The sequence below is a fragment of the Flectobacillus longus genome, from assembly GCF_030056705.1.
In the GTDB taxonomy this organism is placed as follows: Bacteria; Bacteroidota; Bacteroidia; order Cytophagales; family Spirosomataceae; genus Flectobacillus; species Flectobacillus longus.
Genome location: NZ_JASHIC010000012.1, coordinates 81,031 through 107,047, shown reverse-complemented (window position 1 = coordinate 107,047; position 26,017 = coordinate 81,031). Strand labels below are relative to the sequence as shown.

Genomic DNA, 26,017 nt, shown 5'->3' with positions numbered 1-26,017 from the left:
CAATCAGTTTCATTTTAAAACCAATAAACTATGCTAATTAAACCTTTACTATTGAAAAGAGGGCTATTTGGAATGTGTGCGGTGCTTACATTTATGTTGTTAAGCTTCACAGGACTAGCCCAACAAGCAATTACAGGGAAAGTGACTTCTTCTGAAGACGGACAGGGTATTCCAGGGGTAAGTGTTATGATTAAAGGTACCAATAAAGGTACAACCACAGATGCAAATGGTACTTTTAAAATTAATTCTTCAACAGCCAAGGATGTTCTAGTGTTTTCTGCTATTGGATACTCTACATCTGAGTTAGCTGTTGGTACAAGAAATACTATCAATGTTGTTTTAAATGTTGAAAACCAAGCACTCTCTGAAGTAGTAGTAGTGGGTTATGGTACTCAAAAGAAAAGTCAGTTGACTGGTGCTATTTCGCAAGTATCAGCTAAGCAAATTTCGGAAATGCCTATTACCAACTTAGGTCAGGCACTTCAAGGTAGAACTGCTGGGGTTGACGTTTCACAGTCAGGTTCAAAACCAGGTCAAACAGCTAAGATTTTGATTCGTGGTCGTCGTTCATTCAATGCTGGCAATGACCCACTATATGTAGTAGATGGTATTCCATTGTCGGCTGGTTATGAAGATTTTAACCCGAATGATGTACAATCAATGGAGGTGTTGAAAGATGCAACAGCTACAGCGATTTATGGTGCTAGAGGTGCCAATGGTGTTGTTTTGATTACAACAAAAAGAGGTGCTGTAAAAGGAAAAACAACAGTTACTTATGATATGTATGTAGGTGAGTCGCAGGTATTGAACAAATTGAGATTGTTTAATGGAACCGAATTTGCGGAATATGTACGTGAAGCTTACAGAGCAACAGGTATTTACAAAAACGCAGCAGGAGCGATCGTTCCAACAGGTCAATCAGATCCAGTTGCAGATTCGAAGGTAGCAGTATTAGGTGGTGACCCTAATGTAGTAGAAGGTTTGGCTCAAGGTAGAAGTACAGATTACCAAGATTTGCTTTTGAAAAATGGCTTCCAACAAAACCATTCAATTGGTATTCAAGGTGGCAATGACAGAACTCAATTCTATATTTCTGCTGGTTACTATGTAGATAAAGGGGTAACGGAAGGATTAGATTATTCTCGTTATTCTTTACGTGCTAATATCGACCATGAAATTAATAAGTGGTTGAAAGTGGGTATTTCGTCTTACATGATGTTTAGCGATCGTAATGGTGAAAACTTGAACCCATATAGTTTCACAATTCAACAAAACCCATTGGGAGCACCTTATAAAGCAGATGGTTCGATCAACTTTACTCCAACAAACGATGCCTTGTTAACTAACCCATTGGCTGAAATCGTACCAGGTGCTCAGGTAGATAACACGAAGAAATACCGTATTTTCAACAGTATTTATACTGAAGTAAAATTGATGGAAGGTTTGAAATACCGTGTAAACTTTGGTCCAGATTTTACATTATCTCGTTGGGGTAGATTTATTGGAGCTCAAACAAATGCAAGAAAAGGTGGTGATCCACAAGCAAGTAGCCAAAGTAATTTTGGTTTTAACTGGACTTTAGAAAATATTATCAACTATTCGAAAACAGTTCAGAAGCATAATTTGAACGTAACGTTGTTACACTCTATTCAAAGAGACCGTTATGAAAACTATGCAGCAAACGTTCAGGGTATTCCAGCAGAAACTCAGCAATTTTATAATATGGGCAACGCTTCGTCTGTATTGGGTGTTGGAAGTAACTTGACTGAATGGACTATCAACTCATTAATGGCTCGTGTAAACTATGATTACAATGATAAATTCTTGGTAACATTGACGATGCGTCGTGATGGTTCTAGCCGTTTTGGTGTAAACAGTAAATACGGTAACTTCCCAGGAGTTGCAGTTGGTTATAATATCAGCAATGAGCCTTTCTTGAAAAGTGTACAATGGTTAGACTTATTAAAAGTGAGAGCAGGTTGGGGTTCAGTGGGTAACCAAGGGGTATCTCCTTACCAAACACAAGGTTTGTTGAACCGTACTGCTTATGCTTGGGATAATACTGCTGCATTTGGTTATCGTCCAAATACTATCGGAAACCCAGATTTGAGATGGGAAACTTCTGCAACGAAAAACATTGGTTTTGATTTCAGTTTCTTGAAAGGACGTGTTCAAGGTTCATTAGAATTGTACCAAACTAACACAACAGACTTATTGCTATCTGACCAATTGCCAGGTTCAATCGGCTTTAGTGCTGTAACTAAAAACGTTGGAGAAACTCGTAACAGAGGTATCGAGTTGAGTGTATCTACTGTAAACGTAGACACTAAAGGAGGTTTTAAATGGACAACTGATTTCCAATTCACTAAAAACCAAGAAGCAATTGTTTCACTTTATAATGGTGCAAAAGATGATATTGGTAACAAATGGTTTATTGGACAACCTTTGAACTCATTCTTTGACTACAAAAAAGTAGGTATCTGGCAAGTAAGTGAAGCAGAACAAGCTAAAAAATATTACCCTGGTGATAATGCAAATGCATTGGGTGCTGGTGTAGGTCAAATCAAAGTACAAGATACAAATGGCGATGGCGTAATCAATGCTGACGACCGTGTATTGTTAGGCTCAGATGTACCAACATTCCAAGCGGGTATCACAAACCGTTTCTCTTATAAAAACTTTGACATTTCATTCTTCTTATTCGGTCGTTTTGGACAAATGATTGTAAGTGGTTTCCATCAAGACAACAATGCTTTGGCGGGTCGTTACCAACAAATCAAAGTTGATTACTGGACTCCAAACAACCCTAATGCGGAGTTCCCTCGTCCATTTAGTAACCAAGAGTTCCCTCAGTACAGACAAACGTTGATTTATTTTGATGGTTCATTTATCAAAATGCGTAACATCAACTTTGGTTATACTTTCAATTCAACTGTTGCTAAAAAATTCGGCATGGAATCATTGAGACTATTCTCAAGTATCCAACAACCTTTCATCTGGTCTAGCTTTATTTCTAAATACAATGGCGTAGACCCTGAAACTTCAGGTACTTCTGTAAACAATGGTGTTACACCATCTACAAGAGTATTTACAGTTGGTATCAATGCTAAGTTCTAACCACAACTTAGTAGAAATTTCTCAACGAAAAACAGTTTAACGAAAACAGATTAATAAGATGAAGATTAACAATATATTAAAACATGCAAGAGTACTAGGGGTAGCAGCATTGATGTTGACCGGTCAGTCTTGCTCTGATGTCTTGAACGAAACAGTTGTATCGGGTATCGGTAACGACTATATGAATACAAACAAAGGGTATGAAGATGCCGTAAATGCAGCTTATTCTTCTCTTCGTAACTATTATGCGACTCAGCCAGGTCTTACTATGACCGAATTTGGTACCGATATTTATGCAACAGGAGCAGATGGTTCATATAAAGGGTTTCATTTTTATGATACACAATTGAACCCAACTGTAGATTATCTTGCCCAAATTTGGGATGAATTATACCGTGGTATCAACACATGTAATGCTATTATTGAGCGTGCGCCAAAAGTAACCTTAGCAGATGCTACAAAAAAAATCAGAATTGCTGAAGCAAAATTCTTGAGAGCACACTATTACTTTATTTTATTTCAGCAATACGGTGGTGTAGATTTGAGATTGACAGAAACTCTGGCTCCTACAAAGCAAACAAAAAGAGCCTCAGACGCTGAGATGTACAATGCTATTATCAAGGACTTGACAGAAGCTATTCCAGATTTGCCAAATTCGTCTACACAATATGGCCGTGCTATCAAACCAGCCGCCGAAATGTGTTTGGCTAAAGTGTATCTAGCAAAAGCTTATTCTTCGGTAAAAGCATCTGATGATTTTTCAAAGGCTGCAACACTTTGTTCGAGTGTAATCTCTAATTATGGATTCAAATTGTTAGATGACTTTGCAAGTGTTTTTGATGAAAATAACCAGAAAAATTCTGAAGTAGTTTTTGCTGTTCAGTACACTTCTGACCCATTAACAAACCTTACAAACAATACAGGTGCAGTAAATGGTGGTAACAACCTTCACTTATTCTTTGGTATGCAATACGATGTACAAGCAGGTATGCAACGTGATATTGTGAATGGTCGTCCTTTCAAACGCTTACGTCCTACAACTTACTGTACAGATGTAGTATTTGGAGAAAGAGTAAACGATTCGCGTTACAAGAAAACCTTCAAAGATACTTGGTACAGTAATAAACCAGGTACTTATGCAACTGCATTTGATGATTCAAAAACGTCTGTAACATTTGTAGCTGGTGATACTGCTATCTTTATCCCAGGCTACGAAATGTCTAAAGCTGATCGTGCTAAGAAGAAATATCAAGTATTGGTGCCAAGTAAGTATTCTGAAGCTTTGTTCCCAACTTTGAGAAAATTCTTTGATACCAAACGCCCAGATATGACTTATGAATCAGGTAGCCGCGATTTCTTTGTGTATCGTTTGGCAGATACGTATTTGATGTTGGCTGAGGCGCAGATAGGTTTAGGCAACAAACAAGCTGCTGCTGATGCTATCAATATGGTACGTCGTCGTGCGGCTTGGGCTGGAAAACAATCTGCGATGGAGATTACTACTGATCAGGCTACGTTTGATTATGTAGTAGAAGAGAGAGCAAGAGAACTTGCTGGCGAACAAACTCGTTGGATGGACTTAAAACGTTGGGGAATCTTGGTTGACCGTGTGAAAAAATACAATCCACAAGCAGCAGCTAACATCAAAGATATCCACAACCTACGTCCAATTCCTCAAACGCAGATTGACCGTACTGAAGGTGGCAATGCAACATTCCCACAAAACCCTGGTTTTTAATAGCTAAGTTTTGATAGAAAACAGATGTATCAATTGAGAATTGAGAGTGATGAATTTTGAATTTATTATTGTAATTATCAGATGATTAATTCAATTGTTGGAATAAAATAATGGTAAACAATTTTTTAAACTTGAAATTCATCATTCCAAACTCTTTACAACATATTTTATTTACCTACAATTACCACTAAAAGCATAACTATATACTTAATCCTAATACCAAACCAAGGGGGCGTTTCGAAAGAGACGCTCCTATTTTTTTTAAATATCCAATTCAAACAACTCATTCAGCTTGACACAGTCGCCATTTTTTGAAAATTTTGAGTAACTTTTGGATTTTAAAAGCTTTTATCTCAAAAATAAGCATGCGATTGTGGAAGCAATCCTATTCGACTAGAAAAATAATTATGAAAAAAAGTATGATGATGATGGGCATAATGCTGGTGAGTGCCAGTATGTTTGCTCAACAAAAAACAGATAAAGTCCAGTTGATAGTAAAGAAAAATGAAAGAAAAGTAGATGTCCTTGTCGATGGTCAACCATTTACTTCGTACTTCTATCCGAGTGATTCTATCTTGAAAAAACCTGTTTTATTCCCTATCCGTACAGCACAAGGTACTATGATAACACGTGGATATCCTTTTATCAAAAAAGCTGGCGAACGTGTCGACCACCCGCATCATGTAGGTATGTGGCTTAATTATGAATCAGTGAATGGTTTTGATTTTTGGAATAACTCAACTGCTATAAAAGACCGCTCAAAATATGGAACGATTCGTCATACAGGTATTGAAAAAGTCGCAGGAGGTCATGGAAAAGGCGAATTGCAAGTAACTGCCGATTGGATTGATACTGACGGAAAAGGTAAAACTTTACTAAAAGAAGAAACAACCTATATTTTCACAGCAAAAGGTAACCAACGTATTATCGATCGTATCACAACACTTACAGCTGTTGAGCCAGTGACTTTTGCTGATGTAAAAGACGGTATGTTTGCTATTCGTGTAGCGCGTGAATTAGAACACCCTTCCGACAAACCCGATGTTTTTGTAGATGCAAATGGGATTGAAACCAAAGTTGACAAGCTAGATAATACTGGTATTTCTGGTAAATATCATGGAAGTAATGGCGTAAATGGCGAAGAGGTTTGGGCTACTCGTGGCAATTGGATGAATCTTTCTGGTAAAATTAAAGATGAAGATATCAATATCGTAATTATTGACCACCCCAAAAATGTGAGTTATCCAACCTATTGGCATGCACGTGGATACGGCTTGTTTGCTGCGAATCCTTTAGGTGTAAATGTTTTTTCGAAAGGAAAAGAAACGTTAAACTATAAATTAGCTCCCAATCAATCTGTGACTTTCCGTTATCGTACTGTAATTACTTCAGGAAAAGTAACAGATAAGGAATACGATGATTTGGCAAAGGATTTTGCTAATCAATAATTGTAGTAAATCTTAGAAAATAAGAAAAGCTCAACTATCTTACGATAGTTGAGCTTTTCTTATTTTAACCGATTGACTTCAGTCTTTAAAAATCGTTGTTTGGCGTAATAATATCCATAGAGATAAGAAATTATTACGGATGAAAATGCCAGTAAACTCATGATTACTAGCTTAAGAGTGACGTTTCGTTTCATGATAGGTATAAATTTTTGGTTTTATAAGATAGAGGAAGCTATTTTTTTCAAATATATCTGCTTTTGTTTTACAGCGTATATCTTATTTCCGTAATTGTATAAACGGTCGTGATTTTATCAGCTTAGTTTTTTTTCATAACTTCGAAAAACCAATTTCTATAAAAATCTAAATTATTTAACATGAAAAAAATCCTTTTCGGAATCTCAATGGGATTCTTCGCTTTAGCTTGCACTACAAAATCCCCAGAGTCATCCCCAATTATTGGTACTTGGCAATTAATTTCTGGAACGACGATTAAAGACAAAGACACAACTTTTACAGATTATACCAAAGGTCAAGAAATGATCAAAATAATCACGCCTACACATTTTTCATTCTTGCGACATGACCTCAATCATGGCAAGGATTCCACCGCAGATTATAGCGCAGGAGGAGGCAGAGTTAAAATAGATGGTAATAAGTATAAAGAATATTTAGACTATTTCAATGTACGAGAGTGGGAAGGAGGCGAATTTGAATTTGATTATGAAGTCAAGGGTGATACCTTAATAATCAAAGGAATCGAGAAGGTAGAAAAACTTGGTGTGAATCATATTAATATCGAAAAATATCTCAAGAAAAAATAAGCAAAAATGTTAAAAGCCGTATTAGTCATATCAAATTGTGGCTAGTACGGCTTTTTTGATAGGTAAAAAGAAGGAAACATCGTCTTTTGTTACTACAATAATCAAATCAATCAAACACTAAACTTATCTTTTCATGGTTACAAAATTGAAATGCACTTTTGTCTTCTTTTTATTACTTACAACAAGTTTGATTTCTCATGCGCAAAGCAAGCTTTTTAATGGCAAAAATCTAAAAGGATGGTACGCTTACGAACCCAAAACAGGTAAGCATACAAATGCTAGCGATATTTTTTATGTTGAAAATAAAATGATTCGGTTGTATGGAGACAAACTTGGATATGTGATGACAGAAAAATCCTTTAGTAATTTCCAACTTACGGTAGTGTTTCGATGGAATACCGATTCGACAATAACACGTAAGAGCAACAAAAGAAATAGCGGCATTATGTATTTAGTACCTACCTCGACCAAAGATACTTTATGGCCAAAAGGAATTCAATATCAGGTAAAAGAAGGAGGAACAGGCGATTTTGTACTACTACAAGAAGTAACCTTGATGGTAAAAGGTAAACAAACAGAGCCAGGAAAAAGTGTGACATCAGCAAGATTTTCGGATGCCGAAAAACCTGTAGGAGAATGGAATACCGCTGTGATTACCGTAATGAACGGAAATGTTAAACAAGAATTAAATGGAAAATTAGTAAATGAAGGGACATTAACAGAGACCGGAGAAGGTAGAATATTGTTACAATATGAAGGATATCCTATAGATTTTTCAAAAATTGTTATTAAAAAAATATAGCAGTTGCTAATAAACCTACGATTTGAAGAGGTGTATATAACAATGTACACCTTTTCGTATTTTTATAAAATACCAACATAAAAACACCACAAATTAAAGTCTGTATTTGCTGTTTTCAAAAGTTGTGTTGGTCAATTGTATTTTGTCTTGGTAAGAAATTGCTCTATATTTGTTTCTGAATTGACTAGGTAATCAAGAAACAAAAACTCCTAAGCGATAATAGCAACTATTTTGAAATAAGTTATTATTCGTAAAATAGGAAAACTAAACCTTTGAGATTCACGCTCCATTAGACCCAATTTGTAGCACTTTTCAGGGTTTTAGCATTTGCATATAATCTATTTCCGCACTTCTGGAGTATTTACTTTTGTAAATTCAAACAATCTTTTCATACAAAAACAATGTATAAAAGTGGGGTATTTCTACCCAAAAACTTTTACTTGCAGTCCAAATAGCTAAATCACCTCTTAGAACATAGAGCGATAAAAGAAAAAAAATAGATAAACTAAACAGTCAAATGTATCTTTTTCAGAAACTATCAGTTGTAATTCCTGCCTATAACGAAGAGAAGACGATTAAAAGTGTCCTAACCAAGCTTTCCACGGTAGAACTTATTGAAAATATCCAAATGGAGCTTCTTGTTGTAAATGATTGTTCAAAAGACAATACCGAAAAAGAAGTAGAATCTTTCATAAAAGAAAATCCTTCCGTTGATATAAAATATTTCAAACATGAAGTAAACAAAGGCAAAGGTGCAGCACTTCATACTGGTATCAAAAATGCTACAGGACAATATTTAATTGTACAAGATGCCGATTTGGAATATGACCCTCAGGAGTTTAATATACTGATAAAACCTATTACCGATGGCCATGCAGACGTTGTATATGGTTCTAGATTCATGGGAGGAAATGCTCACAGGATTTTATTTTTTTGGCACACAATCGGAAATAAACTTTTGACATTCTTGTCTAACATGTTTTCTAATCTAAACCTAACAGATATGGAAACGTGTTATAAGCTATTTAGAACAGATATTATTCAGTCTTTGACTCTAAAAGAAAAGAGATTTGGTTTTGAGCCTGAAGTAACAGCCAAAGTTTCGAAAATCAAAGGGATAAGAATCTACGAAGTAGGAGTTTCGTACTACGGAAGAACGTATGAAGAGGGCAAAAAAATCAACTGGAAAGATGGATTTAGAGCACTTTATTGCATCGTTAAATATGGGATAATGAATTAATTTTAAAGTGTTGAATATGCTTTAAAATGAAGAATATTGTGGCAAAATACTAAATGCTATAACACAATGCCGAATTGGAAATTAATTTTCTGATTCGGCATTGTGCTTATTGCTCCTCTAAAAGGGTTTTGATTATGAGGTAGTTAATAAATAGAGTGCTATCTTGCAAAAGTAAGATTACACTTCAAGATAACTTCATTCAAAACCTACTACATGATACAGCCTATCTATGTATATGATCAGCAGATACTTGTGCAAAAGTGTCTTGATATACCCCATGATTTACCAATACTCCCAAATTTGATTCTTGATTTGTGGGATACCATGCGAAATGCTCAAGGTTGTGGATTGTCAGCCCCACAAATAGGTTTGCCTTACAATGTATTTGTCATAGATAGCCAAAATGCCTTTCAGGCTATTGGCAAAGGTTTTCGGAAAAGATATTTTGATACCGAAGACAAAGGAATCCAAGAAATATTTATTAATCCTCAACTTTTAGAAGTGTCTTCTAAAATGTGGAAAGCAGAGGAGGGATGCCTCAGTTTGCCAAGTTTAATCAAAGAGGTTAGTAGACCGTGGCTAATCAAAATCAGTTACTACAACGAACAATTAGAACATCACGTACAAGAGTTTTCGGGTCTGACAGCAAGGATGATTCTACATGAATTAGATCATACCAAAGGTATTTTGCTTATAAATCACATGGGAGTGTTTACCAAAAAGTATCTTTACTTCAAACTTAAATCAATCAAAAAAGGTCGTGTGAAAGTATCTTATCCTATTTCTACTCGCTAATTTTTCCTTTTGCCTCCTTTTCCTCTATCAGGTTCTGTACAGAGCAGAACATGGTAAAGTTTTGTTTTTTAGAAAAAAAGTTCAACATTTATTGCCGCATCATTGAAGTCTCGCACGAAAAATCCTCTTATGTGCTTGATACCTCACAATTCTGCTTAAATATTTAATTCAAACTATCTATCTAATTATGAAAAAGCCTCTGTTGATATTAGCCATTTTTATTATGTCTTCCCTTTTCTATCAATGTCAATCTCCCAAAGAAAGCTCGAACGAATCAACCAAAGTAGCGTGGAAAGAGCTTTTCAATGGCAAAGATTTAAGCGGTTGGAAACATGTAGGTCCAGGTGCGATGGTAGTCGAAGAGGGTATGCTTCATGGCGAAGGAGGCATGGGTTTGCTATATCGTGAAGGTGAAAAATATGGTAATTGTGTGTTTCATATCGAATGGAAAATGCAAAAGGAAAATAGCAATTCAGGGGTTTTTATCCGTATCCCAATTGAACCATTGGAGGAAATGATGCCTGTGTTTTATGGAAATGAGGTACAAATCGATAACAAACCAGAACTTTCGGGTGAGGACGAATACCATTATACTGGCACCTTATATTCATTTTCGAAACCTCTGGCAAAGCCAGGAAAACCTGGTCCCGAATGGAACTCAATGGATATTTACCTAGATGGTCTACGAACAGTCGTGATGGTCAATGATGTGAAGGTTACTGATTTTAAAGATGGAGACCCTGTGCCAAAACGAAAATTTGATTTTGAGCCATTTCATGGAGCGAGACCTGATTCGGGTTATTTTGGATTACAAAACCATGGAAAAGAAGATATTGTCTACTTTAGAAAAGTAGCGGTAAGACCAATCACTCAAGAAGACCGTGAGACTGGTAATTTGAAAAGTAGAAAAAGTAAATAAAGACGATATTAATACGATTTCTATGGATACGACTACAGAGAAAAAACTCACTAATCGAAGAGATTTTGTCCGACAGACTTCCTCTGCTTTGTTTGGGTTAACTATTGTTCCTAGTACTGTGATTTCGGGGCTAGGGCATGTTGCACCAAGTGATAAATTGCATTTGGCTGCTATCGGCTGTGGAGGCGAAGGTGCGGCAGATATAGATGCTCATACCAAAACCCCCAAGAAAAATGTCGTGATTTCGCATTTATGTGATGTCGATGACCGTATGGCCAATCCGATGCGTAAACGTTTTCCTAAGGCTCACTTTTTTCACGATTGGCGAGAAATGTTCGAGAAAGAGCACAAGAGCTTTGATGCTGTTACCGTAGCAATTCCCGACCATAACCATGCTATTGTAGGATTAGGTGCGATGCAGTTGGGCAAGCATTTGTATTTACAGAAACCACTTGCTCATGATATTCACGAGGCTAGGATTTTGACAGAGGCATCCAAAAAATATAAAATTGTTGCTCAAATGGGCGATCAAGGGGCATCAAGTGAAGGCTTACAAACCTTACGTGAATGGATAGAAGCGGGAATTTTAGGAGATATTGAAAAAGTATATTGCTGGACCGACCGCCCCGTTTGGCCTCAGGGTATTGCTTGGCCTAAAAAAGCAGCCAAAATTCCTAAAGAGTTGCGTTGGGATTTATGGCTTGGAACGGCTAAAAATGTGAACTATATCGATAATTTAGTGCCATTTAACTGGCGCGGTTGGTGGGATTTTGGAACGGGAGCTTTGGGTGATATGGGTTGTCATATTATTGGGCCTCCCTTCAAATTACTTGAATTAGGCTATCCTACAGAAGTTTCTGGTAGTGCAAGTACAGTTTATAATGGAATTTTTAAAGAAGGAATTTATCCAGAAAGTGGTCCCGTTTCTAGTTCGTTGAAATTTACTTATGAACAAAAAAACGGAAAGAAATTAGAGCTTTATTGGATGGATGGAGGAATCACACCCGAAAGACCTATTGAGCTAGATAGTAAGGAAAACATGAATGATGTCATGGGCGATTTTACCAAACTCAACGATTTTGAGGGAGCAACTCTTTTTGTAGGAACCAAAGGAAAAGCTGCTTGCGGATGGGGAGGTAGAAGTCCAATTTTATTACCACTTTCAAGAAATGAAGAAGTACATGTGCCAAAAAAATATCCACGTGTGGTGGGCGACATGGATGGTCATTATTGGCAATGGATTGATGCTTGTATAGCAGGTTATGGGAAAAATGAATTAAGCTCGCCTTTCGAGGGATATGCTGGACCTTTGACCGAGACTGTTTTGATGGGAAATTTGATTTTTAGGAGTTTTAATATTCGTCAAAAAGTAAAAAGAAACGATCCTGTGTATGGCGATATGGAGGCATTTACATTCCCTGGCAGATACATAAACTATAAATGGGATGGAGCTAATATGAGGATTACCAACTTTGAAGCAGCCAACCAATTTATTAAGAGAGAATATAGAAAAGGCTGGAATGAACTAAAATTATAAATTATTGGAGATACAGCAGTATCTACAATAATATCCCAAAAACGCGAAAATGCAAATCGAATATTTTTCGGATTACCAAGCCATGAGTGAACGTGCTTGTGACCTCATGCTTCAGCAAATTGAAGAAAAACCTCACACTTTACTCTGTGCTGCGACAGGAAATACACCGCTCAAAACGTATCAATTATTCGCACAAAAACTTTCGGAAAAACCTACAGCGCTTCGTCTGCTTATGTTAGATGAATGGTATGGTTTGGACAAAACACAGGAGGGAAGTTGCTATGCTTTTTTACAGAAGTATTTGGTCGAACCATTACAAATTCCAGATGAAAGTTTTTTTATATATGATTCTCAGACTTACAGCCCAGAGGAGGCGTGTTCGCGTATGCAAGTATGCTTGAAACAAGAAGGACCTATCGATATGATGATTTTAGGGATTGGTCTCAACGGACATCTAGGTTTTAATGAACCCAACGATTTTTTAAGTCAGGCCTGTCATGTAGCAGAGCTAGAGGAGCAAACCAAGCAACATACCATGATTGGAGAGTTGTCTATTAAGCCAACTAAAGGTTTAACCTTGGGCATGGGAGAAATTTTACAAGCTAAAAAAATCATTTTATTAATTAACGGAGCGCACAAAAAAGAAATCACCAAGGCTTTTTTGAAGAGAGAAATAAGCACTCATTTACCCGCCTCATTTTTATGGTTACATCCCAATGTGACCTGCTTAATAGAAGCAAATGCTTTATGAAGCCACTATTTTAACCCGAATTTATACTAAAACTCATCAATGAACCCTCACTTATCTTTTGGCATAGACCAACTTATTCAACAAGCAAGCCCAGAACAACATGGTCGTATTGGTTTGGTAACCAACGACGCTGCATATACTACAATAGGGCAACAATCTCGCTTAGCTTTGTTAGAGGCAGGTTTTTTAATTCAAAAACTATTTTCACCCGAACATGGTTTATCGGCTACAGGTCCAGATGGCGCGTTTATTCCAAATGGTGTAGACAGCCTTACCGCTTTACCAATTGTAAGTTTATACGGAGAAAAATTAGCTCCCGACTCAACCGATTTAACGGATATAGATACTGTTTTTTTTGATATTCCAGATATTGGCTTGAGATATTACACCTATCTCTGGACCCTAACTCATGTATTGGAAGCATGTGCAGTTCATCAAAAGAAATTAGTGATTTTGGACAGACCAAATCCTCTTTCTGGAAACGTTGAGGGGCCTATGTTGGAGGAGCAGTATTGTTCATCTTTTATTGGACGATGGAATATTCCTGTGCGACATGGTTGTACCTTAGGGGAGTTGGCCATGTTTTTTAATGCAGAAAAAAATCTTCAGGTTGACTTACAAGTTATCTCCTGTAAGGGTTGGAATAGAAGTCTTATTTTAAGAGATTATGGAATGCCATTTCAGCCAACTTCGCCTGCAATTGTTTCATGGGAATGTATGTTGGCATATCCTATTACGGCATATCTTGAAGCAACAAATCTAAGTGATGGACGTGGTACCAATGCGCCCTTTGCACAAATTGGTGCCCCTTGGTTACAAGGATTTGATCTATCAAAACTCCAAGGACTAACCGAAGAGGTAGTGTTTGAAAACTGCCAATTTGTCCCATCTGAAGGCAAGTTTATGAATGAAGTATGTTATGGGCTAAAAATTAGGGTAAAAAAAGCCCAACATTATCCATCAATCTTGTTAGGGTTGTGCCTTATAAAACTCATCAAAGCTCAATATCCAGCTTATTTTTCTTGGAAACCATATCCTACACGTGCGAATCCTACAGGTCTGCGCCACTTGGATTTATTAACAGGAATTTATCAATCAGAAAGACTTTTTGAACTGACGTGGGTGGATTTCTTCACGCAGATTAAAGACTTTACTCGAATCACAGAGTGGCAACGGAAAGTATTACCATATCTTTTATATTGAGAAGGAAGTTAGGGCGCAAAATTGAATTAATATTGACCGCATTAAGCTTTATACATTAGGCTAAAAGTTGAATCGTATTTCTTGCCTAGTTCAAGAATTCGTCTTGGACTTATTTTATACAGCTTATAAACTGAAGCAAAAGTTAGTCTGAGACAAACTCTCGAACTAGGTAATAATTCAATCCTATTTTGCCCTATGGCTTATTTTTATTAGCAATTTATGCTTCTAAGTAATAAGAAAGAATTGATAAATATTATAGCTGAGGTGATTTTTGATAGTATTAGTCTGATGATAATCTAATAATTGATATACTGTTGATTAATAATTTTGTTTTATTTAAGCAAAATAAATTAATATTGAAAAATATTTCAGTCATATCTGACATTCACCCCGTCACGCTAAAATCTGTACTCATAACTAATGGGATTATTCGATATTTTTAAAAAGAAAACATAAGATTCTTCTTCAGAATCTACACAGGAATTTCCACCCAACAACTCAGAAATGCAAACGGTTTGTTTGTTTTTTGAAAACGAACCTCTACTGGATAAAGCAACTATTTTATCAGAGTTAAATGCCAGATTTACACAGGTAGAAACAGTTGATGACGATTTACCAGAATCACCTTTGGTTTTCTTTTTTCCAGACTATTTAGTGCCCTTACAAGATGGTGCTGTTCCAGCACAAGGTGCTATAATTACTATGAATCAACAGCCAAATTTAGATCGATTTACTATTGCATTTCGTCAATCTTGGCATTGGGACAATGCAGAAAAGGACATGGCTAGTTGTAAATATGAAATCAACCTGACCGATCTGATGTCGAAGTCTTTACCTCCAATGGCTCGATTAGCGTATTTTCAAAAGTTTGTGTCTGCTGTGGTAAAAGCGACTAATCCACAAGTGGTGTATTTTAGGAATAGTGATAAACTCCTCGAACCTACCGATTTTTTACAAACTTGTGATATTGCCCAAAATGATTTTTTGCATGCTGCCCTAAACGTGAGGTTGTTCAGTATAGCCAACGGTAGTGAAAAAGAATTATTGATGGATACGCTAGGACTACATGCTTTTGGGCTAACTGATTTTGAATGTAGGTTTACCGATTATGACCCAAGTGATATAGCTAAGGTATTACAAAATTTAGCTTATTATATCTTCGAAACAGGTGATACCATAAGAAGTAATACGACTGTTGAGGGTATTGGGAAAAACCCGATTTGGAAAACACAATTTGCCAATGCTAGAGTCGAACCTGAACGGCTAGTAGTAGAAGTAATTTCGCAATAGAAGAAGGGAAATCATCTAAAAGTGATTTCCCTTTTTTAATACTATAATCGATTTTGACCCAAGTCAATGCTTTTCGATTTTATTTCTTTTTATTTTGAACCCATAATAGAATAAAGATGATGAAAACGGAGCTTTCTAGGTTAATTCAGGGAAAAACGGCACTTACCGAAGAGGAGCTTGCTTTTATCTTGAAGTGCTTTAAATGGGTAAAGGTTAACAAACATGAGCATCTTCTGGAACAAGGTGAAGTGGCTGACCAACTATTTTTTATTCAAAAAGGCTGTTTAAGATTGTATTATAATACCGAAGAGTTTGGAATCGTAACGGGTTTTATGGCTTTTGAATATACTTTTCTGACCTCCCTTGTTAGTTTTATTGCTCGTGAACCTTCCACAGAGTTTATTGAAGAATTAAGTATTCGTCTAAAATCAGCTTGAATACACGAGAATTACCTTGTATTCAAGCTGATTATTATCCACTAACTTAAGTAGCAAAAATGATTAAAATAATAGTTTATCTCTCGTGTGCTATTTGGCTATAACCATTTGATTATCTTCAAATAACGAATATACTATTAACAAATAACGTCTTCTTCCTTATGACAAACTTGCCAATGTCAATTTCACTGTCTCAGACAAAGGAGTCGTTGGGCGACCGATTAAGGCTGATAACGTTTTAGAGTCATCAAACAAATCTCCTTTCGATGCACTTAAATCCCAACTAGCAATAGCTTGTGCCAAAAACTCAGGTAAACCGAAGCTTGTCAAAATCTTAGCATATTCTGCCTCAGGAAGATTAGCATAAGGAAGTGTTTTGCCAGTTTGTGCCGAAATTTCAGCCGCTAAGTCTGTCAATGTATAAGATGTATCACCTGCCAATTCGTACACTTTTCCGTCATGACCTTCTGTTGCTAATACGGTAGCTGCTGCTTCTGCAAAATCGATACGGGCTGCTGAAGAGATTTTGCCATCACCTACACTACCGATAAATGCACCACCTGCCAAAGCACCACCAATTGAACCTGCATAATTTTCAGTGTACCAACCGTTACGAAGAATTGTATAAGTTAAGCCTGATTCTTTCAAGTTCTTTTCTGTAGCAATGTGTTCAACAGCTAAACTCAACGTTGAAGTATCTGCGTGTAAAACACTTGTATAAACAATTTTTTTCACACCTGCTTCTTTAGCTGAAGCAATTACATTGGCATGTTGTGCTTCACGTTGTCCAACTTCGCTTCCCGAAATCAACAAAAGTGTATCAATACCTCTCAATGCTTCCACTTGTGATTCTTTGTTGCTGTAATCAAAAGCTTTTGCTTCTACGCCCAAATCGCTTGCTTTTTCAGGTGTACGAACCAATACTACGATATTTTCTGAAGCTACTTTTTGTTTTAAACTCTCTACAACTAATTTACCTAATTGTCCTGTAGCTGCTGTAATTCCGATTTTCATTTTCTTAATCTGTTTAAAGTTTTAAATGAGCAACTGACTTAAATTTTTCTTCAAATCAACTGCCGAATTGATATGACAAAGGTAGTATGACGCTCTATAGTATTCATTATCAAAATAAGCGTATATAGTGTAAAAATCGGAAAGTTGATTTTGAGACAGATTGAATTGAGATAATCTTTAAATTTTTCTACGGATAAATAATCAAAATTTATATGGTGAATTGTAAAGATTTTAGAATAATATTTTTTGATAGAAATTATCAAGAACGATATTTGAAATGATATTTGCTCTAGTATTAGAAAAAGCAGAGATCTGAAGGAGCCAAGGAAATGGAAAGGTTCAATATACACAAGCAAACTGGTAGACTAGTGTTAAAATAAGAATTTATAAAAAAGCTTTACTACAAGCACCTCTGAAAGATTCAGGCGTGTTTTGGACATATTTTTTGAAATACTTATAAAAATTAGTGGTTTCCTCAAAACCAGCTTGGTAGGCAATTTCTTTGATAGACAAATTTGGATTTGTCAGTAGGCGTTTGATTTGCAAAATCACAATCTCATCTATAAACTGTTTCGCTGATTTATGAATGATTGTTTGGGTAATATTATTGATTGTTTTGGTACTGAGATTCATTTTATGTGCATAATCTTCTACCTTCTTCGTCTCCAAACAATGCGCTTCCACTAAGGCTTGCAATTTTACAAACTCTGGCAGATATTTTCGATTCTGTAATTGTAATGCAGAGAGTGATTTTTGACGAAGTAATTTGTTGAGAAAAATATGTAATAAAGAACTGACGATAGGAAGGGCGTACTCGTCTTGTAAGCTATTATATTCTTGCTTAATTTCAGAAATTAAAGGAACAAAAAGCTCATATTGCTCACTATCTAACTCAGTGAGAGGGACCGTAATCAATTCATTAAAAAGCTGTAAGCATTTAGTAGCCTCTGATTTTTCGAAAAACTGAATAAAGAAATCTTCGGTAAACACAAACAGAAATCCAGTACTGTCAGAATAATGATAACGATGAATTTGATCTTTTCGAATGGTTAAAATCGTCCCTTGCTGATAAGAATAATCCACGAAGTCAATCGTATGTTTACCAACACCCGAAGTACAAATCAGAATAGTATAAAAATTATTTTTCTGATAATTGATTAAAGATTCTCGAATTTCATCTAGTTGAAGTAGATATTCCAAATTTAACAAGTCAAACTGACTTGCATTGCGACGGTTATCGTAATTGATAAGTTGGATGTTTGGTTTCATTAGAAATTGGTCAATATCTTACTCAATAACTCAAATTTAGTAGAATTGATTTCAAGATGCTAAACAAAAGCTAAAACAAAAATCCCCTCGTGAGAGGGGATTTGCACTTAAAAACTAAAACTAACATTTGCCATTAATCGTCTTGGCATTTGTGGTTCGATGGTGGTCCAGCCGCTGAAATATTGTTTGTTGGTAAGGTTGTCTAGTTTGAGTCCGAAACGCATTTTTGAAATGCCATAAAATACTGAGGCATTCAATACGGTATAGCTTGGTAGCGTAAACACGCCCGTTACCGAACTGTTGGTAATGAGGTTTTCGCTTGCGTAGTTTCCACCAAAACCAAAACCTAAACCTTTTGCTTTGCCATTCAGTAAGGTATAGCTCGCCCAGAAATTGGCCAAATCTGCTGGGCCTGCACTTACTGGACGACGGTTGAGTAAACTTTCGGCAACTTTTGTTTGCTTGCTATCATTGTGTGAATACCCGACAATTACATTCAGCCCTGGTATTGGGTTGGCAATCAAGTCAAATTCGACACCTTTACTAATCTGAGTACCATCTTGAACAGTGATATTGTAAGTTTTTCCATCACGAACAAGTACATCCGCACGAGTCATGTTGTTGACTGTAATATCATAGTAGCTCGCTGTAAAATTGATACGGTTTTGCCATAGATCAACCTTAATACCACCTTCAAATTGGTTAGCCTGCTGAGGCTTGAAGGTTCCGCTAATGTCTGCCAATGGTTGTGTTACTGGCGCCACATTTCTGAAGCCATTCATGTAGTTTCCAAATACAGCAACTTTATCTTTGATTACCTGATAAACAACTCCTAGTTTTGGCGAAAAAGCATCTTGGTTATAATTACCTGAGGTTACGCCTGTTGCAAAGTTGGTAGTTCCGACGGTTTCAAAATGGTCATAACGCAAACTTGCCATTACCATCAATTGCTCTGTGAGATTGAATACATCAGAGGCATAAATCCCATAGGTATTGCTCACAGCCTTGGTTTTGGTTGGTGCATTGTTGGCAGCAATTTTGGCATCCAAAGCTTGTTTGGTCAACAAAGGATAGCGAGGGTCGTTGCTTTTACTCGTATTTACTTGGTCAAATAGAATATAGGCAGTGTTGTAGTTGAGTGCTACTTGTTGTAAATAATCAAATCCAAACAGGAATCTATTTCTGATTTTACCAATATTGAAATCACCAATAAAGTTTTGCTGTAAATTGGTTGTAGTAACCGTTGAGGTCAGGTCTGCGATGTATCTACTTACCAAGGTGTCGTTATTGGCTTGCAAATACATGATGTACGAATAATACCCGTCTGACTCTCTTACACTTTTGGCAATATTGGTTTGAGATGTCCATTTATCAGAAATTTTATAATTCGCCTGACCGAAGATATTCAGCGTGTTGTTGGTAATGGTAATATCATTGCTTGTGTATGAGCGGTTGTAGTCAAATTGTAGTTCACTAGGATTGGTAGCAATGAGTTTACGAGAGCGGTTCAAGAAAATCATCAGAGGGTTTGTACCCGTTTGAGTCATGTACTCGGCCGTGATGTTGACATTTAATTTATCATTTACCTTGTAGCTTAAACTAGGAGCTACAAAAGTACTTTTTCTAAATCCAGCATCCTGAAAACTTCCTTGATATTGATGTGAACCATTGACACGCATCAACAGCTTATTTTCTTTATCGAGTGGCGTATTGACATCCAAACTGAGTCTACTCAAATCATACCCACCAATCGAATAGGATACCTCTCCACCAAAAGTCTCATAAGGCTTTTTGGTTACGATATTTAGAAGACCACCAAACGAAATCAAACTACTGCTAAAAAGCGTTCCTGATGGACCTTTAATACTCTCGATTCTTTCGATATTAGCTGGGTCAATACCACCATTGGTTTGTCCTGCTACGCCATTCACCATGGTCGGCTGCACAGCAAAACCACGCATCGAAAAGTATCCAGCACCATCGCCACCACGACCTGTTGCCGACCACAGACGATTCACTCCTGGGGCATTTTTAAGGGCATCATCAAAGCTTACAATCATCTGCTCTTTTAATAATTCCTTTCCAATACTGTTGTACACTTGAGGGTTTTCCAAGTTTTTAAGTGGCATTCTCGCAATATAATCTGTTTCTTTTTGCGCAAATTTATTCACTCCTCCCGAAACAATGACTTCATCTAATTGCTCTGCGCTTTCTTTTAAGGTAAAGTTTAGTCTTGAATGTTGACCAGCTTTAAGTTCAATTTTTTGTTCTTGCGTTTCCAAACCAATCAAACTTAATTTCAAGGTATATTTTCCGGGTTTAATACGCTCAATACTATACGTGCCACTCGCATCTGTTAAAGTACCACGGTTGATTTCAATGAGTTGGACACTTACATACGCTGCTGGCTTGCCATCAGAGGTTTTGATATTGCCACTGAGTTTTGCACGTTCATTTTGGGCAAAAGAATGCCCAAGGCTTAGGATACCTAAGACCAAAAGATTTAAAAGTACTTTCATCATTTTGTTACATTAGTGAGTGACAGTTTCTGTCAAAATTTGTTTTTTGCTTGATGTTACATTTTTCTTCTTTCGACGACCCCACCAAATGAGGAATCCGCTTACGGGTAGACTCGCACAAATCAGACTTACCACAAAGGCCAATATTTTAGACCATATTCCAAAAATTGACCCTACATGGACATCGTAATTGGCAGCAATGGCTTTTTCTCCTAGATTTTTGTCTTGATGTTTGTGCACATGTAGGAGTTTACCAGAATTTTCGTCGAAAATAAGATTATGATTTTTATGGTAGGAGTAGGATAATTCTTTCACAAAAACCGATAGATTTTCATGTTTATGGTCGTCTAAATGGGCTTGCCCCAAATCAATACGATAGCCATAAGCATGAGGAAAGCGTTGTTCAACTTGTTGTGAAATTCTATCGATAGTTTGAGCACTTCTCTGCTCAATCGGTGCCGAAGTTTTGTAATTTGAAAAATCAGGATACTTGGTTTGTCCTCCCGAAAATGTAAAATAGATTAAGGCTTTTACTGAAAAGAATGAATAGAAAATACCCGTTATCGCGATAATTAAGGCAAAAAAGGAAGAATAAAATCCTAGTACATTGTGCAAGTCATAATTTTTGCGACGCCAGTTTTTAACATTTTTCCAAGAAAACCAAAAACGCTGTTTAGCGGCTGATTTGTTTTTGGGCCACCACAAAATAATCCCCGAAATCAAGGAAATAATAAAGATTAATACTGGAATACCGATGATGTATTTGCCCCAATCATTTCTCAATAATAAGCTCCAGTGAATGAATTTTACGATATTGAAAAATCCATTTTTCTCGTCAAAGACCGCCAGTACTTTTCCCGTAAATGGGTTGACGTATGCAGTTTTATATATCACTAATCTGTCAAAGTAATTCCAACCATTCTTATTGGATTCATGATAGACAAACTTATAACTCTGTGCTTTATTCAGTGGAATTTCGACCCAATGTAAAGGATACCTTTCATGCGTTTGCTGATTGACAAGCGCTTCTATTTTACGGAGTTGGAGCGTATGCTTTTGGGCAATGTTTGGCTCATGGTGATATATATACTCCTTCCGAATGATGCCTTGTATTTCCTCTTTAAATACATACATGGCTCCAGTAATGCTTACAATAAACACAATAAGACCAGTGCTTAGACCAAGCCAAAGATGAAGTTTCCCAATAGTTTTTTTGAAAGACATGATAGATTTAGTTCAAAAGCATTGTATTTATTTAGACTCATTAAAATAATAGCACAAAGTAAAGGTGCTAATTTTTAAAAAGCAATAATTATTTAGAATTATTATAAATAATATTCTTTGAAGTTAAGTTCTGCAATGAATAATGCTCTATTGATAATGAGCTAAATTGGGGAGAATTGGACTGGATGATAAGTTTTAACAAAATATAGCGTTAAACAATAGATTAAATATCTAATTATTTTAACTATCTCGACTAATTCGGAATTATGATAAGCCTTCTCACATTTTTCCTAACTCACTTTTTATTTACGGAACCAACGCAATATTACCAACTATCTGCCGAGGCTTTCAGTAAGTTGCCCCAATTACAAATGCCTATCAATCCTGTTTCGCCAGATTATGAATTATTGGATGCAGCGATTTTTCATCAGACTAATTTGATGCGGAAAAAATATGGTTTACCTCCATTCAAACTAGGAGAGGGGCTTTATCGTGCTGCCCGAAATCATTCGGAGGCAATGATTAATAAAGATTTTTACGACCATCAAAATCCTTACAATAAAAGTCTTCGAAATTTGGATGACCGAGTAGAACAATTTGACAGGCGCTACTTTGAATTAGCCGAAAATATTGCTGAAATTGATTTGATAGATACTCCAAATGATTTTTGCCCCGAAAGGATGTCCAATGGCGAATATCGATATATGGATTGTCGTACACATCGACCTTACAAAATGATGTCTTATGGGACATTTGCTGAAGAAGCACTTCGTTTGTGGATGGAGTCAAAACCGCACAGACGTAATATTTTACACCCCGAAATGCGCCTTATTGGATGTGCTGTGCAAATCTGTAAACGTCCCTACTCGACCGAAGAAGGTCCTTTTGCTAGACTCACCCAAGATTTTGCTTCAGAACCCTTACCCGAATAAAAACTTTAAGTAGTGTCAAACTATGCGGGTATTTCTTGTGTTATCCAAAAATAGACTTAAGTTGCAGGAAGTTGTGCTATCTTTTGAAAAAGTGACCAAAAAATGCCTGTTTTTAGGTATCTTTGTCAGATAGCACCAATAAAAATACAGTTTCTCTGCATATTGGCAAAGCCCGCTTTCCCATAAATTACGAATAAAAGGTTCTTCATTGTTGGCATTTGCTGACAGAAAAATCGAGAGGTATTTAGTGGTTGGATTCGAAGAACCAAATGTTTGATAAGTCCATCTATCTCATCCTCTGTTTATTGCAATTATTGATTCGTAACTTTTTGGGTTATTTATAGAGAATTGTATCAAAATAAGTAAACCACTGGTGCGAGATAAAAATGACTTTTGGCAAAATTAAAATGTATTTGTGCAGGAGATAAAGAAATATTTGCCCAATAAGGAAAAAAGTCATTTTGTTATATCTCAAAATTGATTTGATATACGAAGACAGAAATATAGACCAATGAAATTAACATTTTGGGGTGCTTCGAGACAAGTAACAGGTAGTATGTACCTGCTTGAACTCGAAGACGATTACAAGATTCTGATTGATTGTGGTACGGACATGGAGCGTGAATTGGATTTTACGCAACCCGTTACTGGTTATCAACCGTTCTTCCCCTTCGAAGCTGCTCAGGTCAATTTGGTTCTGTTAACTCATGCACATATCGACCATTCAGGAAACATTCCCATGTTATACCGTGAAGGTTATGAAGGACAAGTGCTATGTACGCCTCCTACGGCCGAATTAGCGGAGATTCTTTTGTACGATGCGGCGAGTTTGAACTACAAAAAACTAAAGCAAGCTGAAGGAGATAGTAAGAAGAAGAAGAAAAAAATGGACCGCTTGATGGTAAAGGGTGATCTTTACCTACAGAAAGATGTCGAGGATACGATGAGTAATTTTGTTACGATTCAGTTTAACCGACGCTTTAAAGTCAAAGATGGTGTGTGGATTACCTTTGTCCCTGCAGGACATTTATTAGGAGCAGCTCACATTATATTAGAGACATTAGATAACGGCGTAAAGAAAAGTATTTGTTTTTCTGGAGATATCGGTAGAGATAATTACCCTCTTCTGTTAGACCCGTCAAGCGAGTTGCCTGAGACTGATTATGTGGTTTGTGAAACAACCTATGGTGCGCGTTTGCACGAGGATAAAATCAGCCCAGAAGATGCTTTGGCTAAAGTGATTCAACGAGCTTGTATCGATTTGCCAGGACGTTTGATTATCCCAGCATTTTCTGTAGGACGTACACAAGCTTTGCTTTACACGCTCAATAAGCTTTATACCGAACGAGGTTTCAAGCCTATCAAAGTATTTAGTGATTCGCCTTTGGCGTATGCGAGTACAAAGATTTATCAGAAGAATGTTCGTCAGTTGAATAAGGCTGCTCAAGAGTTTTATGAAGAAAACGACGGTTTGTTTGACTTCGAAAACCTACAGTATATTCAATCTGAGAAAGCTAGTAGAGCTATTTCGAATTATACTGAGCCTTGTATTATCATTTCGGCATCTGGTATGGTGTCGGGGGGACGTGTCGAACAACATATTGCTGCCAATATCAATAATGTGTACTGTACCATTTTATTAGTTGGTTTTGCTTCTGAAGGTACTTTAGGATGGAAATTGATGCACGGACAAAAAACACTTCGTATCAAAGACGTTGAATTGCCTGTTTTGGCAACTGTCGAAAAAATCGATGTGTTTAGTGGACATGGCGACCAGAATGATTTATTAAAGTTTGTTGGAAAGCATAAACCAGAGCGTGTGAAAAAGGTTTTCCTTGTGCACGGCGAAGAAGAAAGTATGGTGACCTTTAAAGGAATTTTGGAAGAAAAAGGTTATTCAAATGTAGAAATGCCTGAAAAAGGACAATCTTACGAGCTATAAAATCAATTTTTGATTTGAGTTGTCGAATCAGTATAATAACACATATAAAATTATATAAGGCGGTCGAAATAGGTTTTTCGATCGCCTTTTTTGTAGTAAAATCATGCTGAATTATTAGCGGTGCATTAACTGCCACAACCGCTACATCCACCACTACAACCACTACATCCGCTACCACAGCCACTGCACCCGTGCCCACCACTGTCACCACCATGTCCACCATCACCTGCATGTCCAGCGTCGCCACCATCTGTAAAAAATGTAGCTCCACATCCTGAGTCTACTTTCGCTCTTTCATCATGATTTGTGTTTGAGCCTTGTTGTGAGGCTAAAACAATAGCTACTAGTATTCCTATGATACCAGAAATTGCCCAAAAGATACCAGAACCTGATGCACGAACAAATAAGAACAAACAACCAATTATGAAGAATGAAATAAGGACAGGTTTAATCGACTTGAAGAAGGTATTTTTTTGAATCAACCAGTAGTTATTGGTATCTAATCGTTGGAATTGTTGTTTTCCAAATCGCTCTTGATGTGGTCGCCAAATATCTTGTGGAGGAGCAATATCGAATATTTCTTGATAAAATTGTAAACTTTTACTGTAGTAGTTATCGAATTTGTGGGCTTCTTGATTGCCACCTTCTGTAGGGTTGTGGTGTATTTGTTTGTGTAGGATGTTTTGACAAAAATCTATCCAATAAGATTGCGTGTAGGTCAGGTGTAAATGCCAAGTTTGGTCAACTTCATCAGATGGGGTAATAGGAGTGGGACTAATACAACAGAGAAAGATAAATTTTTTGTACTCTTCAATGACTTTTAATGCATAGCCATGCGTCCAACCATTTTCCCGTGCAAGCTTTTTTGAAAAGGGAAAAGCTACATTTGGAATATCCATTTCAAATTGTTGGATACGTTTCCATAAATCAAGGTTTTGTTGAGGAATCATAAACAATAGAGGTTTTATTTCTATATAAAATATATAGACTATATTCGGTATTTCCAAATATTTCACTTA

The 26,017-nt window shown here is 36.6% G+C and carries 20 protein-coding genes; 15 read left to right on the top strand and 5 right to left on the bottom strand.

The features are described 5' to 3' along the window. Nucleotides 1–72 precede the first annotated feature (72 nt). The 13 genes from QM491_RS10280 to QM491_RS10220 all read left to right on the top strand — a co-directional run bounded on the left by QM491_RS10280 (nt 73) and on the right by QM491_RS10220 (nt 16,098). Entirely contained in the window at nt 73–3,117 is a 3,045-nt protein-coding gene (locus QM491_RS10280) for a SusC/RagA family TonB-linked outer membrane protein (protein ID WP_283327487.1), read from the top strand. 58 nt (nt 3,118–3,175) lie between these two features. Next, nucleotides 3,176–4,855: a RagB/SusD family nutrient uptake outer membrane protein gene (locus QM491_RS10275; RefSeq protein WP_283327406.1), complete on the top strand. Its 1,680-nt coding sequence runs from the start codon at nt 3,176–3,178 to the stop codon at nt 4,853–4,855. A 407-nt stretch (nt 4,856–5,262) separates the two neighbouring features. Continuing rightward, nucleotides 5,263–6,303 carry a DUF6807 domain-containing protein gene (locus tag QM491_RS10270; RefSeq protein ID WP_283327405.1) on the top strand — a complete coding sequence of 347 codons (1,041 nt, stop codon included), beginning with the start codon at nt 5,263–5,265 and terminating at the stop codon, nt 6,301–6,303. Between the two features lie 374 nt (nt 6,304–6,677). Beyond that, complete coding sequence (locus tag QM491_RS10265; protein ID WP_283327404.1) at nt 6,678–7,124, top strand: lipocalin-like domain-containing protein; 447 nt, start codon at nt 6,678–6,680, stop codon at nt 7,122–7,124. A 133-nt stretch (nt 7,125–7,257) separates the two neighbouring features. After that, nucleotides 7,258–7,926, top strand: a complete 669-nt coding sequence (locus QM491_RS10260; protein WP_283327403.1) for a 3-keto-disaccharide hydrolase — start codon at nt 7,258–7,260, stop codon at nt 7,924–7,926. A gap of 517 nt (nt 7,927–8,443) precedes the next feature. Continuing rightward, the gene (locus tag QM491_RS10255) at nt 8,444–9,166 is read left to right on the top strand and encodes a glycosyltransferase family 2 protein (protein ID WP_283327402.1); all 723 of its coding nucleotides are present in this window, start codon (nt 8,444–8,446) and stop codon (nt 9,164–9,166) included. 213 nt (nt 9,167–9,379) lie between these two features. Then, nucleotides 9,380–9,961, top strand: coding sequence for a peptide deformylase (locus QM491_RS10250; RefSeq protein WP_283327401.1), 582 nt, complete (start codon nt 9,380–9,382; stop codon nt 9,959–9,961). A gap of 187 nt (nt 9,962–10,148) precedes the next feature. After that, nucleotides 10,149–10,880, top strand: a complete 732-nt coding sequence (locus tag QM491_RS10245; protein ID WP_283327400.1) for a 3-keto-disaccharide hydrolase — start codon at nt 10,149–10,151, stop codon at nt 10,878–10,880. Between the two features lie 22 nt (nt 10,881–10,902). Next, nucleotides 10,903–12,417, top strand: coding sequence for a Gfo/Idh/MocA family protein (locus tag QM491_RS10240; RefSeq protein WP_283327399.1), 1,515 nt, complete (start codon nt 10,903–10,905; stop codon nt 12,415–12,417). A 49-nt stretch (nt 12,418–12,466) separates the two neighbouring features. Next, on the top strand, nt 12,467–13,168 hold the full coding sequence (locus QM491_RS10235; RefSeq protein ID WP_283327398.1) for a galactosamine-6-phosphate isomerase: 702 nt from the start codon (nt 12,467–12,469) through the stop codon (nt 13,166–13,168). 39 nt (nt 13,169–13,207) lie between these two features. Next, on the top strand, nt 13,208–14,371 hold the full coding sequence (locus tag QM491_RS10230) for an exo-beta-N-acetylmuramidase NamZ family protein (RefSeq protein ID WP_283327397.1): 1,164 nt from the start codon (nt 13,208–13,210) through the stop codon (nt 14,369–14,371). A 504-nt stretch (nt 14,372–14,875) separates the two neighbouring features. Beyond that, nucleotides 14,876–15,661, top strand: coding sequence for a DUF4261 domain-containing protein (locus QM491_RS10225; RefSeq protein ID WP_283327396.1), 786 nt, complete (start codon nt 14,876–14,878; stop codon nt 15,659–15,661). 116 nt (nt 15,662–15,777) lie between these two features. Beyond that, nucleotides 15,778–16,098: a Crp/Fnr family transcriptional regulator gene (locus tag QM491_RS10220; RefSeq protein WP_283327395.1), complete on the top strand. Its 321-nt coding sequence runs from the start codon at nt 15,778–15,780 to the stop codon at nt 16,096–16,098. A gap of 159 nt (nt 16,099–16,257) precedes the next feature. Here the strand turns inward: QM491_RS10220 and QM491_RS10215 are convergent, their stop codons facing one another. The 4 genes from QM491_RS10215 to QM491_RS10200 all read right to left on the bottom strand — a co-directional run bounded on the left by QM491_RS10215 (nt 16,258) and on the right by QM491_RS10200 (nt 22,124). Beyond that, a complete protein-coding gene (locus QM491_RS10215; protein ID WP_283327394.1) occupies nt 16,258–17,112 on the bottom strand; it encodes an SDR family oxidoreductase in 855 nt (284 codons plus the stop codon). 384 nt (nt 17,113–17,496) lie between these two features. After that, nucleotides 17,497–18,381, bottom strand: a complete 885-nt coding sequence (locus tag QM491_RS10210) for a helix-turn-helix domain-containing protein (protein WP_283327393.1) — start codon at nt 18,379–18,381, stop codon at nt 17,497–17,499. Between the two features lie 107 nt (nt 18,382–18,488). Beyond that, a complete protein-coding gene (locus tag QM491_RS10205; protein WP_283327392.1) occupies nt 18,489–20,903 on the bottom strand; it encodes a TonB-dependent receptor in 2,415 nt (804 codons plus the stop codon). Between the two features lie 9 nt (nt 20,904–20,912). Continuing rightward, on the bottom strand, nt 20,913–22,124 hold the full coding sequence (locus QM491_RS10200) for a PepSY-associated TM helix domain-containing protein (protein WP_283327391.1): 1,212 nt from the start codon (nt 22,122–22,124) through the stop codon (nt 20,913–20,915). A 266-nt stretch (nt 22,125–22,390) separates the two neighbouring features. Between QM491_RS10200 and QM491_RS10195 the strand changes: the two genes are divergently transcribed. Further along, nucleotides 22,391–23,056, top strand: coding sequence for a CAP domain-containing protein (locus tag QM491_RS10195; RefSeq protein ID WP_283327390.1), 666 nt, complete (start codon nt 22,391–22,393; stop codon nt 23,054–23,056). Between the two features lie 511 nt (nt 23,057–23,567). Next, on the top strand, nt 23,568–24,998 hold the full coding sequence (locus QM491_RS10190) for an MBL fold metallo-hydrolase RNA specificity domain-containing protein (RefSeq protein WP_166553815.1): 1,431 nt from the start codon (nt 23,568–23,570) through the stop codon (nt 24,996–24,998). A gap of 125 nt (nt 24,999–25,123) precedes the next feature. On the opposite strand, the gene QM491_RS10185 is transcribed toward QM491_RS10190, so the two are convergent. Further along, the gene (locus QM491_RS10185; RefSeq protein WP_283327389.1) at nt 25,124–25,948 is read right to left on the bottom strand and encodes a glycine-rich domain-containing protein; all 825 of its coding nucleotides are present in this window, start codon (nt 25,946–25,948) and stop codon (nt 25,124–25,126) included. Between the last annotated feature and the right edge of the window lie 69 nt (nt 25,949–26,017).